This window comes from Xenorhabdus sp. PB62.4, assembly GCF_014467285.1.
In the GTDB taxonomy this organism is placed as follows: domain Bacteria; phylum Pseudomonadota; class Gammaproteobacteria; order Enterobacterales; family Enterobacteriaceae; genus Xenorhabdus.
The window spans coordinates 160,380-172,932 of record NZ_NKHR01000005.1; the positions used below are offsets into that span (position 1 = coordinate 160,380).

Sequence of the window (12,553 nt, forward strand, 5' to 3'; positions counted from 1 at the left end):
GATGCCTTACATCATCACAACGTCAAATTGCTCCTGACTGTAAAGTTGTTCTGTCTGTACTTTGACCTGTTTTCCCACAAAGATTTCCACTTCCGCCAACACGTGAGATTCATCCCCTTTCAGGGCATCACTTACGGCGGGAGAGGCATAAACCAGAAAACGATCTGCATCAATGGCACGATTAACACGCACAATTTCGCGCAAGATTTCATAACATACGGTTTCAACGGATTTCACCGTCCCACGCCCCTGACAGGTCGGGCAGTTATTACACAGAATATGCTCAATACTTTCTCGTGTACGCTTACGCGTCATTTCCACCAATCCCAGTTGGGAAAAACCATTAATGGTGGTTTTCACACGATCTTTATTCAATGCCTGCTCTAAGGAAAGCAATACGCGGCGACGGTGTTCTTCATTACCCATGTCAATAAAATCAATAATAATAATGCCGCCTAAATTACGTAACCTTAATTGCCGGGCGATCGCTTGTGCTGCTTCGATATTGGTATTAAAGATAGTCTCTTCCAGATTACGGTGTCCAACAAAAGCACCGGTATTAATATCGATTGTCGTCATAGCTTCCGTCTGATCAATAATCAGATAACCACCCGACTTTAATTCCACCTTACGTTCCAGCGCCCGCTGAATCTCATTTTCCACACCATACAGATCAAATATCGGCTGATTGCCCTGATAATGTTCTAATTTGGCATTCATTTCAGGAATATATTCATCAATAAATTCCTGTAATTGTGTAAATGTCTGGCGGGAATCAACCCGAATACGATCAAGGGAAGCCCCGACAAAATCACGCAAAATACGCTGGGCCAGCGCCAATTCACCGTAGACTTTATTTTTTGTGATATTACGTTTCTTACGTTCAATCACTTTACTCCACAAGCGCTTCAAAAATGCCGCATCTTGCACCAGCTCTTCGGTTCCCACACCTTCGGCAGCAGTGCGGATAATAAACCCGCCATGCTCATCACAATAATCCATGACAATGCTTTTCAGGCGTTCACGCTCTTCTTCGCTCTCTATCCGTTGTGAAACACCCACATGCGATGCCCCCGGCATAAATACCAGATAACGTGATGGTAAAGTGATATCTGTCGTTAAACGAGCGCCTTTTGTGCCCAGAGGATCTTTAACCACCTGTACAATCAGATCCTGTCCCTGACGCACCAGTTCAGCGATGTCCCTGACATGAAAATTCTTCCGCTCTTCACCGGCAATACACTCAGTATGGGGCATAATATCCGAAGCATGCAAAAAAGCGGCTTTCTCCAGCCCGATATCCACAAAAGCTGCCTGCATTCCGGGCAAAACCCGGCTCACGCGCCCTTTATAAATATTTCCTACAATGCCCCTTCTGGCTTCCCGTTCAATATGGATTTCCTGCAAGATACCGCCATCAATATAAGCAACCCGCGTTTCGGATGGTGTTACATTAACTAATAACTCTGCTGTCATGAATAATTCTTCCCATCAGCTAACGCTAAAAATCGTGTGATTAATTCGTTCGTTTCCACCAATGGTAAGCCGACAACAGCATGGTAACTGCCATTAATTTTTCTGACAAAACAGCCGCCTTTACCTTGAATGCCATAAGCCCCGGCTTTATCCATTGGCTCCCCAGTTGCAATATATTCCTGTATTTCCGGTTGGGATAACTGGCGGAATATCACATCTGTAATGACTTTCTCACTCAAGGTGTGTTGACTGTTCGATAAAGAGACAGCCGTGATAACCTGGTGACACTGGCCTGACAAAGCGTTCAGTATTTCAGCGGCGTGTTGTTGATCGCGGGGTTTTTCCAGAATGCGGTTATTTAATACAACAATGGTATCAGCTCCCAGAACGGGGTGATCATGTGGCGCAATGGCGACCCCTGCCTGTGATTTTTCTCTGGCTAATCGAGTGACATATTGCTCTGGAGACTCCCCTTCACGCCATTTTTCTTCAACCTGAGGTCTCAGGATCTCAAAATTAAAATCTAACAATTCCACCAGCTCACGCCGTCTTGGTGAGCCAGAAGCTAAGTAAATGGTTTTCATCGTGGGTCATCCTTAGAGTTTATCTCAACCGGCTATTTTCATTCGTCATCGTTTTCATTTGTCATGGTTTTCATATGACATGCTTTAATATGACATAGCTTTGCCCGATTTTAACGAACTGAAAACTGACGGCGGATTTTCCGCATTAATAAGAACAGCCAAGGCCAGAGAATACCATTGACTACCCCATTCCAGAACACTTCCGGATGGAATACCGTCTTCGGCAATACAACATGGGCTAGAAAAACGCAGAGATTCATCAGGCTTGAAAGACCCAACACGACCAGAGCTTGCTGCCAGAGTGACATATTGCGGATAAGCTGAAATTTGAAAGCCACCAGAAAACTGATCATGCTGAATGCCAGGGCATGTGCGCCCAGAACACTTCCGTGCAGCAAATCAGTGATAACCCCCAAGACAAACCCGGTTCCCACGCTGACGCGATGAGGAAGCGCCAGTAACCAGTAAATTAAGCACAAAAATAATAAAGTCGGCCGGAATACAAAGAACTGCTCCGGCCACGGCATAATTTGCAGCACTATCGCAATCAGGAAAGATAACCAAATAACCCAACTTCTTCGGCTATGGTACTGACTCATTAACGATTTCCTGTTGATGATGGTTTTAGTGATGGCTTTTCGGCTGGCCTTGTTTTTTCAACCGGATTTATTGCAGATGAGGTTTGGCTTTCATCTTTCGCTTCGCCTGATTTCGGTGTCAGCAACTGCGGTGTCTCATCCGATGGATTTGGCAATACCTGCGGTAACATCTGCATCAACCGTTCATTAGCGGCACGGTATACTTCCGAAGGCGGCAATGGCTCAGATGGATTGTTATCTGCACCCCATAACAGCAACAGATAGCGCAAGCGTCGCAATTCAGCCAATGGACGAGCCTGAATCACGGCATGAGCCCGCTGGTTATCAATTTTAACAGAGGAAACCACCGCCACAGGATAACCTTCCGGGAAACGCCCGCCCAAACCCGATGTCACCAATACATCACCTACGCGAATATCAGTATCACTCGGCAGAGGTTCTAGCTGGAGATCGTCTGTACATCCTGCTCCGCCAGCAATAACGCGAATATCATTACGCAGTACCTGTACAGGCAGTGCATGAGTCGGATCACAAATCAGTAGTATCCGGCTGCTCAATTGGCTAACCGAAATAACTTGCCCCACAACCCCCCGATCACTGATAACAGGCTGCCCTTCATAGACGCCATCTTTAGCGCCTTTATCTATGACAACCTGATCGCGGTAGGGATCCATACCTCCTGAAATCACCTGCGATACCATCATATGTTCATCACTACGCAAAGGCGATCCCAATAATTCACGCAAACGGGCGTTTTCATGTTTCAATTGCCCCAACAGTAACAAGTTACTGCTCTGCAATCGTAATTCATTACGCAGAGTTCGATTTTCTAATTCAAGTTGGTTGCGGCTGGTCAGAGATTCAGAAATACTGTCCAAAAATTGGCGTGGCCCATTGGCAAGAAAATAAAACGGACTCACAGCCGTATCCATATAGCTACGGACTTTATTGAAAACACCGAGGCGGCTGTCTACCACAATCAGAATAATGGCAATAATAACAGCAAAAAAGAGTCGTAGTTGCAGAGAAGGCCCTCTGCTGAAAATCGGCTTCATAAATTGCGCATTGTTGGGCTGTGTTGTCTCATTAATGATAAAACTCCGGAATAGTCAGCAAGGAGGCTCCAAGAAAATATACCCGCCTCCCAGCTCGCAGAGTTACTTTCAGTCTTCGCTGAACAGATCGCCACCGTGCATGTCGATCATTTCCAGCGCCTTGCCGCCGCCACGGGCAACACAGGTGAGTGGATCTTCAGCCACAATAACAGGAATGCCAGTCTCTTCCATCAACAAACGATCAAGATTACGCAGTAACGCACCACCACCAGTCAGTACCATACCACGTTCAGAAATATCAGAAGCCAATTCTGGTGGGCACTGCTCCAGAGCCACCATGACAGCGCTAACAATGCCGGTCAGCGGTTCTTGCAGGGCTTCAAGAATTTCATTGGAATTCAGGGTAAAGCTGCGGGGTACACCTTCTGCAAGGTTACGGCCACGCACTTCAATTTCGCGTACTTCATCTGTCGGATAAGCAGAACCAATTTCATGCTTGATACGCTCTGCTGTTGCTTCCCCGATCAGGGAACCATAATTACGGCGAACATAATTGATAATGGCTTCATCAAAACGGTCTCCACCGATACGCACAGAAGAAGAATAAACCACACCGTTCAGGGAGATAACAGCGACTTCGGTGGTTCCTCCACCAATATCCACTACCATTGAGCCTGTCGCTTCGGAAACAGGCAAACCTGCACCGATTGCGGCCGCCATTGGCTCTTCAATCAGGAATACTTCGCGGGCGCCTGCACTTTGGGCAGATTCGCGAATGGCGCGACGCTCAACCTGAGTCGCCCCGACAGGCACACACACCAGCACGCGCGGGCTTGGGCGCATGAAACTGTTATTGTGAACCTGCTTGATAAAATGCTGTAACATCTTTTCCGTGACATAAAAATCAGCAATAACACCATCCTTCATAGGACGGATAGCTGCGATATTACCCGGAGTACGTCCCAGCATCTGCTTTGCTTCCAGCCCTACGGCTGCAACGCTTTTTGGTGAGCCGGCTCTGTCTTGTCGAATGGCAACAACAGAGGGTTGATCCAATACTATTCCCTGACCTTTGACATAAATAAGGGTATTGGCAGTACCCAAGTCAATGGACAAATCGTTGGAAAACATGCCACGAAATTTCTTTAACATAACGAAAGGATAATCCTGCAAGCTGGGGACGGAGATTGTCCGTCTACTCTACCAACCACATGAAGCAGCGACAAGGCGCATAATTAACTACTTTTACTACTTCAATAAAAGTGGCTACGTTATTCACATCAGAAACACGATATTCTACGTTACTTTTCTCTGACGGAGCAGAAAAAAACTGCATAAAAATGGGTTAATTTCACCAATAACCTCATCACAGCATTCCAAAAACACCTGATGCACCAAAAAACCAACATTATAGTGCATATTGCGGAGCTACCACCGCGTTTTTCGAGCTTCTATATTGCTCTATAATCATTTCAGTAAGTTCAACCAATATTCACTTTTTCTTAAAAATTTTCTTCTTTCTGTTGTCGTCAGGAATAGTTTCCTAAGTATAAAAGTAATAGATAAATTTGTGAGGCTGAGGATTGGATTTGAAAAAATATCGTCACTGTCAACGGCAAGTAACGAAAATAAGGATTATTCCGAGCCGGTTATCAAAAGCACTCTCCTTATTGTTTCCTGTATATTATTATCTTTTACAGTGCCATCCTGAATAAAAATAAGTAACTACAGTTTTGCCACTCTCTATCACAATATCGTTGCCTGCCCGTTTCAGCTTATTTGATTTTATCTATATTGTGGTGAAGCAAGATTATGGTGAAGCAGAATTGTGATCAAAAAAGTTGTGATGATGCCAAACAGGTAATGGTATCAGCGAGATACTCAGCAAGGGAGAATGACCATGAAAGCCTTATTGCTTGACCAACACGAGACATTAACAGCGTCTATCCAGGATATTGATGAATCTCAATTACCCTCATGTGCTGTGACCGTTGATGTTCATTGGTCAACACTCAATTATAAAGATGCCCTTGCCATTACAGGTAAAGGTAAGATCATCCGACAATTTCCGATGATACCGGGAATCGATTTTGCTGGTGTTGTTCATCATTCCGAAGATCCGCGTTTTCATGTTGGTCAGCACGTTTTACTGACCGGTTGGGGTGTGGGAGAAACACATTGGGGCGGGCTGGCAGAACAAGCCAGCGTGCCTGGTGACTGGTTGACTCCATTGCCGCAAGCATTAACTGCCCGACAAGCAATGATCATCGGCACGGCGGGCTTTACGGCCATGTTGTGTGTCATGACACTGGAACAAGGCGGAGTAACACCTGAAAGCGGAGATATCGCCGTGACAGGTGCCAGTGGTGGTGTTGGCAGCACGGCGATTACTCTGCTGTCACAACTGGGTTATTCTGTCGTCGCGATTAGCAGCAAAGCCGATAATCAAGATTACCTGCTTTCACTTGGCGCAAAAGCGATTCTGCCTGCCAGTGACTTTAACCAGCCGTCACGTCCGTTGGAAAAACAGCGTTGGGCAGGGGTAATTGATACCGTCGGAGGCAAGATATTGGCGACCTTGCTGGCACAGGTGAACTATAACGGTACAGTAGCCGCCTGCGGTATGGCGAGTGACGGCCATTTGCCCGCCACCGTCATGCCTTTTATCCTGCGTAATGTCCGTTTGCAAGGTGTGGCATCCGTGACAGCGCCCGCTTCAGAACGCCCTGCCATTTGGCAACGCTTGCAAACGCTGCTGCCTGATTCTTTCTATCAACAGACAGCCAATGAAATCACGCTGGATCAGGTTATCGAATATGCCAATAAACTGATTAACAATCAGATCACTGGCAGAACAGTCGTGAAGGTGAGGTGAAGGGGAAGATGTGCTGATAAGACCAGTATTTAGCTGCTAAATGCCACGATATGTTTATAATGTCGGGCTTTATCGTCAAATTTACAAATCTAGTTATCAGAAAGAGATGACAAACCGTTGACATCGAGTTATCTTGGTCGATTGTTGACAGATTGCCGGAGATACCCGCACAATGGCAGACAAGTTTCGCATTTTACTCTTGAATGGCCCCAACCTGAACTTGTTGGGAACACGAGAGCCAGAGACCTACGGCAAGTTAACGCTCGATGATATCGTTAACAAACTGTCAAAAGAAGCTCACCAATCGGGAGTCGAATTATCCCATCTGCAATCCAATGCAGAATATGAACTGATAGAGAGAATTCATTCAGCGCGGGGCAATGCTGATTTTATTTTGATTAACCCTGCGGCATACACGCATACCAGCGTGGCACTACGCGATGCACTTCTGGCAGTGAATATCCCATTTATTGAGATTCATCTCTCCAATGTGCATGCCCGTGAGCCATTCCGCCACCACTCATATCTTTCCGATATTGCAGTAGGCGTAATCTGCGGGTTAGGTGCAGATGGTTATAGTTTCGCATTACAGGCAGCGGTCAACCGCTTGTCAACATTCAACTAATTATATAAGAGTACGGAATCACACTCATGGATATTCGTAAGATAAAAAAATTGATCGAGCTGGTTGAAGAATCTGGCATTTCTGAACTGGAAATTTCTGAAGGTGAAGAGTCAGTACGCATCAGCCGCGCAACGGTAGCACCCGCGATGCCGGTGACTCAACAATATATTTCTGCACCTGTTCATCAGCCGGTACAAACTGCTGCTCCGGCGGCGCCAGCCGCTGCTGACAAATCGGCAGAAATCAGCGGTCACATAGTCCGCTCCCCAATGGTCGGTACGTTCTACCGTTCACCAAGCCCAGATGCGAAACCTTTCATTGAAGTCGGCCAGCATGTCACTCAGGGCGAAACCCTGTGTATCGTCGAAGCCATGAAAATGATGAATCAGATCGAAGCGGATAAAACCGGCGTAGTGAAAGCGATTCTGGTTCAAGACGGTCAACCTGTTGAATTCGACGAGCCACTGGTCGTCATCGAATAACGAGGCGTCCCCATGCTTGAAAAAATTGTCATTGCTAACCGCGGTGAAATAGCACTGCGTATCCTGAGAGCCTGTAAGGAACTTGGGATCAAAACCGTTGCTGTACACTCTGCGGCAGACCGTGACCTGAAGCACGTCCTGCTGGCAGATGAAACCGTCTGCATCGGCCCTGCGGCATCAGTAAAAAGCTACCTAAATATTCCCGCCATTATTTCTGCGGCGGAAATCACTTGTGCACAGGCGATCCATCCCGGTTATGGTTTCCTGTCTGAAAACGCTGACTTTGCTGAGCAAGTTGAACGTTCCGGCTTTATTTTCATTGGCCCGAAAGCGGATACCATCCGTTTGATGGGGGATAAAGTTTCCGCTATCAGCGCGATGAAAAAAGCCGGTGTACCTTGCGTTCCCGGCTCTGATGGCCCATTGGGTGACGATGCTGAGAAAAACAAAACGATTGCAAACCGCATCGGCTATCCGGTGATCATCAAGGCATCGGGCGGCGGCGGTGGTCGTGGTATGCGCGTTGTACGCCACGACAAAGATCTGGAACAATCCATCGCTATGACCCGCGCAGAAGCGAAAGCGGCGTTCAACAACGACATGGTGTACATGGAGAAATTCCTTGAAAATCCACGTCACGTTGAAATTCAGGTCTTGGCTGATGGTCAGGGTAATGCACTCTATCTGGCTGAACGTGACTGCTCCATGCAGCGCCGCCACCAGAAAGTGGTGGAAGAAGCACCAGCACCGGGTATTTCTCCGGAACTGCGCCGCAGCATCGGTGAACGTTGTGCCAATGCTTGTATTGAAATCGGCTATCGCGGAGCGGGTACATTCGAATTCCTGTACGAAAACGGTGAATTCTACTTTATTGAGATGAATACCCGTATTCAGGTTGAGCACCCTGTGACGGAGATGATCACCGGCGTTGACCTGATCAAAGAACAGTTACGTATCGCCGCAGGTATGCCGCTGTCCATCAAACAGGAAGATATCGAAATCAAAGGTCATGCGATCGAATGCCGTATCAATGCGGAAGATCCGAAAACCTTCCTGCCAAGCCCGGGCAAGATCATCCATTTTCATTCACCGGGTGGTTTTGGTGTGCGTTGGGAATCCCATATCTATGCGGGATATACCGTACCGCCTTACTATGATTCCATGATCGGAAAATTGATCACTTACGGTGAAACCCGTGAGGTCGCCATTGCGCGTATGAAGAATGCGCTGGCCGAGTTGATCATTGATGGCATCAAAACCAATATCGATCTGCAACTGGCGATCATGAATGACGAGAACTTCCAGAAAGGCGGCACCAATATCCACTATCTGGAGAAGAAACTGGGTTTGCACGAAAAGTAAGTTTTTTTAACCCTCATTCAGAGCAGATGAATTTGAGTGAATGAAATCCCACCTTTTTAAGGTGGGATTTTTTATTCCTTACAAATAGTAAGTTACCGTCTTGATTGTCAAGTTTTAATACCATGGCCTCAACTAATGTCACAAGCTGATAACATTCATGCCTGATTTTTATTTCTGATAGATGTTTAATTAAGGCAGATGAACAAGATCACTGCTTACCGTCTATGAGAACAAATTATTTAATATGTAAAATAAGAGATTAATTCGATTACCTATATAAGAAACATATGATTAGATGATGAAAATCATTGATAATATAAATAACACTTTTATCTACATTAATTTATTTAAATAAAACCTGCTAAAAAATCAAATCATAGAGTTATAAAAAAACAAGATTATAAAAAAACCACAAAAACAAAAAAATAAATTCAGTAAAATCAATCAATTAAAAAACAAATCCCAAGTTGGACATTTTTCTTATTTTTATTATTGCAAGAATTAAGAGTTAACATTTGGTTTCTAAATGTCATCTACTTTCATTTCAATTCCATGCAAAAAAATGGATAAAGGGTACATTAAAAAACATCTTAAATTAAGTAATGAGGCTTTCTTGCCTTTACATTTCAATCCTGCTCTTAGTAAAAAATTAAGACTTCACAACATGATTAACAAAAAGACAAAATACATACAGACAACAATCAACTATTATTTTGTTTCCCCTTTGAATAATCTTTTGCTGTTATTCAACATTCCTACGGCACATTTTCCTCTGAATAAATCCACGCATTACCGTACAATTCCCCCCATATTGTTTCATGTAAGTTACCCGGAGAACGGATGGACAGACGATTTGTTCAATCCCACAAAGAAGCACGTTGGGCAGTATTCCTGACGTTAGCTTATCTTGTTGGTTGGCTGCTATGTGCCTATTTACCCAGTGATGCCATTGGTTTAACGGGATTACCCCGCTGGTTTGAACTGGCTTGCCTGCTGCTACCCGCCTTATTTATCATCCTCTGCTGGCTGATGGTGAAATTTATATTCAAGGAAATTCCGCTGGAGGATGTTGATGCAAAGTGAAGTGATTCTGCCTCTCGTGGGATATCTGGCATTGGTTTTCATATTGTCAGTTTATGCCTATCGCCGTCGGCAAACAGGCGAATTCCTGAATGAGTATTTCCTCGGTAATCGTTCTATGGGAGGGTTTGTACTGGCAATGACCATTACAGCCACCTATATCAGTGCCAGCTCATTTATCGGTGGCCCCGGCGCCGCTTATAAGTACGGGATCGGTTGGGTGTTGTTATCCCTGATCCAACTGCCAGCGATATGGCTCTCACTGAGCGTATTGGGGAAAAAATTTGCCATCCTAGCCCGTCGTTACAATGCGGTCACACTCAACGATATGCTGTATGCACGCTATCAGAGTCGTTTTCTGGTCTGGTTTGCCAGCATAAGCCTGCTGGTTGCTTTTGTCGGTGCAATGACAGTGCAATTCATCGGCGGGGCGCGTTTACTGGAAACCGCTGCGGGCATCCCTTACGATACCGGATTGCTGATTTTTGGTGTTTCGATAGCCCTGTATACCGCGTTTGGCGGCTTTCGGGCCAGTGTCCTCAATGATGCCTTGCAAGGGCTGGTGATGCTGTTGGGAACTGTGTTACTACTGACAGGCATCATCTACAAAGCCGGCGGGTTATCAGCCGCGGTCACCACTTTGCGTGCTATTGACCCGAATCTGGTCTCTCCTCATGGGGCGGATAATATCCTTACAGGGCCATTTATGGCGTCCTTCTGGGTATTGGTCTGCTTTGGTGTCATCGGGCTGCCACACACCGCTGTGCGTTGCATTTCCTACAAAGACAGCAAGGCAGTTCATCGCGGTATTATTCTCGGCACCATCGTCATGGCAATCCTGATGTTCGGCATGCACCTGGCCGGCGCTTTGGGGCGGGCGATCATTCCTGATCTGACCATCCCCGATCAAGTTATCCCAACCCTGATGATCACCGTACTGCCGCCTGTCGCCGCCGGGATTTTTTTGGCTGCGCCTATGGCCGCGATTATGTCCACGATTAATGCCCAACTGCTGCAATCTTCGGCCACCATCGTCAAGGATCTCTATTTAAACCTGTTTCCGCATCAGATCAGCCAAGAGAAAAGACTCTCGCGTATCTCCAGCTACTCCACCCTATTTTTAGGTGCATTACTGCTGTTGGCGGCATGGCGTCCACCTGAGATGATCATCTGGCTGAACCTGTTGGCATTTGGTGGATTGCAAGCCGTTTTCCTTTGGCCACTGGTGCTGGGGTTATACTGGGAAAAAGCCAATGCCCACGGAGCAATCAGTTCGATGCTGATCGGTGCCACAAGCTATGCTCTGCTGGCAACGTTTAATATCCAGCTTCTCGGTTTCCATCCCATCGTGCCATCACTGTTGCTGAGTTTACTGGCATTCGGAATAGGCAATATGATGGGACATAAACACACACAACAAACCACTGCTTCTCAATAATCGCAGCGTGATTTCATCTCCACAAAAAGAGAATTTTTATGCCTTGGATACAATTAAGACTTAACACCACGGGACAACAAGCTGAAGCACTGGGTGATGAGCTAATGGAAAGTGGCGCAGTATCAGTCACTTTTCAGGATAGCCACGATACCCCGATTTTTGAGCCTCTGCCGGGTGAAACCCGTTTATGGGGCGATACCGACGTTATCGGCCTATACGATGCTGAAATGGATATGAAGGCGGTTGTAAGCCAACTGGAACAGCTTCCACAACTGGGCAAGAACTTTATCCATAAAATTGAGCAGTTAGAAGATAAAGACTGGGAACGCGAATGGATGGACAACTTCCATCCAATGCGTTTTGGCAAGCGTCTGTGGATTTGCCCTAGCTGGCGCGAAGTGCCGGAACCTGATGCCGTCAATGTCATGCTTGATCCGGGTTTGGCGTTCGGGACAGGGACTCACCCAACCACTTCACTATGCCTGCAATGGCTTGACGGTTTGGATCTGGTGGGAAAAACCATTATCGACTTCGGTTGTGGTTCTGGCATCCTGGCTATCGCGGCCCTGAAATTAGGTGCAAAACACGCCATCGGTATTGATATCGACCCACAAGCTATCCAAGCCAGCCGGGATAACGCTGAACGTAACGGCGTATCTGACCAATTAACCCTCTATTTATCTAAAGATCAACCTAAAGACCTCGAATGCGATATCGTCATTGCCAATATTCTGGCTGGCCCATTACGTGAACTCGCCCCTGTTATCGGCTCACTGCCTAAATCTGGTGGATTATTGGGCTTGTCTGGCGTTCTGGCAACTCAGGCAGAAGGCGTTGCCCAAGCCTATGACAATGAATTCATTATCGATCCGATAGCTGAACAAGAAGAATGGTGCCGCATCACAGGGATTAAAAAATAATCACTTAATGCCTATGGAAAAGCGAGATTATCCACTAAAATGATCACCCAGGAGGTC

The 12,553-nt window shown here is 46.2% G+C and carries 12 protein-coding genes; 7 read left to right on the forward strand and 5 right to left on the reverse strand.

Features of this window, described 5'->3' with window-relative positions:
- Positions 1-6: 6 nt before the first annotated feature.
- From rng to mreB, 5 genes are all read right to left on the reverse strand, one after another.
- Entirely contained in the window at positions 7-1,476 is a 1,470-nt protein-coding gene (gene rng, locus Xenpb_RS06890) for a ribonuclease G (RefSeq protein ID WP_187653642.1), read from the reverse strand.
- Positions 1,473-2,060 carry a nucleoside triphosphate pyrophosphatase gene (locus Xenpb_RS06895; protein ID WP_187653643.1) on the reverse strand — a complete coding sequence of 196 codons (588 nt, stop codon included), beginning with the start codon at positions 2,058-2,060 and terminating at the stop codon, positions 1,473-1,475. The genes rng and Xenpb_RS06895 overlap by 4 nt, the downstream gene beginning before the upstream one ends.
- Positions 2,061-2,170: 110 nt before the next feature.
- A complete protein-coding gene (gene mreD / locus Xenpb_RS06900; protein WP_187653644.1) occupies positions 2,171-2,659 on the reverse strand; it encodes a rod shape-determining protein MreD in 489 nt (162 codons plus the stop codon).
- Complete coding sequence (gene mreC, locus Xenpb_RS06905) at positions 2,659-3,714, reverse strand: rod shape-determining protein MreC (protein ID WP_187653645.1); 1,056 nt, start codon at positions 3,712-3,714, stop codon at positions 2,659-2,661. The genes mreD and mreC overlap by 1 nt, the downstream gene beginning before the upstream one ends.
- 108 nt (positions 3,715-3,822) lie before the next feature.
- Complete coding sequence (mreB, locus tag Xenpb_RS06910; RefSeq protein ID WP_010847922.1) at positions 3,823-4,866, reverse strand: rod shape-determining protein MreB; 1,044 nt, start codon at positions 4,864-4,866, stop codon at positions 3,823-3,825.
- A gap of 748 nt (positions 4,867-5,614) precedes the next feature.
- Here mreB and Xenpb_RS06915 point away from each other — a divergent pair.
- From Xenpb_RS06915 to prmA, 7 genes are all read left to right on the forward strand, one after another.
- Complete coding sequence (locus Xenpb_RS06915) at positions 5,615-6,589, forward strand: oxidoreductase (RefSeq protein ID WP_187653646.1); 975 nt, start codon at positions 5,615-5,617, stop codon at positions 6,587-6,589.
- 172 nt (positions 6,590-6,761) lie between these two features.
- Positions 6,762-7,214, forward strand: a complete 453-nt coding sequence (aroQ, locus tag Xenpb_RS06920; RefSeq protein ID WP_187653647.1) for a type II 3-dehydroquinate dehydratase — start codon at positions 6,762-6,764, stop codon at positions 7,212-7,214.
- Positions 7,215-7,240: 26 nt separating this feature from the next.
- The gene (accB, locus tag Xenpb_RS06925) at positions 7,241-7,696 is read left to right on the forward strand and encodes an acetyl-CoA carboxylase biotin carboxyl carrier protein (protein WP_187653648.1); all 456 of its coding nucleotides are present in this window, start codon (positions 7,241-7,243) and stop codon (positions 7,694-7,696) included.
- 12 nt (positions 7,697-7,708) lie between these two features.
- Positions 7,709-9,058 (forward strand): acetyl-CoA carboxylase biotin carboxylase subunit, encoded by a 1,350-nt coding sequence (gene accC, locus Xenpb_RS06930; RefSeq protein WP_187653649.1) that lies wholly within the window; start codon positions 7,709-7,711, stop codon positions 9,056-9,058.
- Positions 9,059-9,898: 840 nt separating this feature from the next.
- Positions 9,899-10,141, forward strand: a complete 243-nt coding sequence (locus Xenpb_RS06935) for a YhdT family protein (RefSeq protein WP_047962871.1) — start codon at positions 9,899-9,901, stop codon at positions 10,139-10,141.
- A complete protein-coding gene (panF, locus tag Xenpb_RS06940; RefSeq protein ID WP_187653650.1) occupies positions 10,131-11,576 on the forward strand; it encodes a sodium/pantothenate symporter in 1,446 nt (481 codons plus the stop codon). Before Xenpb_RS06935 ends, panF begins: the two co-directional genes overlap by 11 nt.
- A 38-nt stretch (positions 11,577-11,614) precedes the next feature.
- Positions 11,615-12,496, forward strand: a complete 882-nt coding sequence (prmA, locus tag Xenpb_RS06945) for a 50S ribosomal protein L11 methyltransferase (RefSeq protein ID WP_187653651.1) — start codon at positions 11,615-11,617, stop codon at positions 12,494-12,496.
- The last annotated feature ends 57 nt before the right edge of the window (positions 12,497-12,553 follow it).

Coding starts and splice junctions, on each gene's coding strand:
- prmA (WP_187653651.1), top strand. CDS start 11,615: ATGCCTTGGATACAATTAAGACTTAACACCACGGGACAACAAGCTGAA.
- Xenpb_RS06895 (WP_187653643.1), bottom strand. CDS start 2,060: ATGAAAACCATTTACTTAGCTTCTGGCTCACCAAGACGGCGTGAGCTG.
- panF (WP_187653650.1), top strand. CDS start 10,131: ATGCAAAGTGAAGTGATTCTGCCTCTCGTGGGATATCTGGCATTGGTT.
- Xenpb_RS06915 (WP_187653646.1), top strand. CDS start 5,615: ATGAAAGCCTTATTGCTTGACCAACACGAGACATTAACAGCGTCTATC.
- rng (WP_187653642.1), bottom strand. CDS start 1,476: ATGACAGCAGAGTTATTAGTTAATGTAACACCATCCGAAACGCGGGTT.
- aroQ (WP_187653647.1), top strand. CDS start 6,762: ATGGCAGACAAGTTTCGCATTTTACTCTTGAATGGCCCCAACCTGAAC.
- accB (WP_187653648.1), top strand. CDS start 7,241: ATGGATATTCGTAAGATAAAAAAATTGATCGAGCTGGTTGAAGAATCT.
- mreC (WP_187653645.1), bottom strand. CDS start 3,714: ATGAAGCCGATTTTCAGCAGAGGGCCTTCTCTGCAACTACGACTCTTT.
- Xenpb_RS06935 (WP_047962871.1), top strand. CDS start 9,899: ATGGACAGACGATTTGTTCAATCCCACAAAGAAGCACGTTGGGCAGTA.
- mreB (WP_010847922.1), bottom strand. CDS start 4,866: ATGTTAAAGAAATTTCGTGGCATGTTTTCCAACGATTTGTCCATTGAC.
- accC (WP_187653649.1), top strand. CDS start 7,709: ATGCTTGAAAAAATTGTCATTGCTAACCGCGGTGAAATAGCACTGCGT.
- mreD (WP_187653644.1), bottom strand. CDS start 2,659: ATGAGTCAGTACCATAGCCGAAGAAGTTGGGTTATTTGGTTATCTTTC.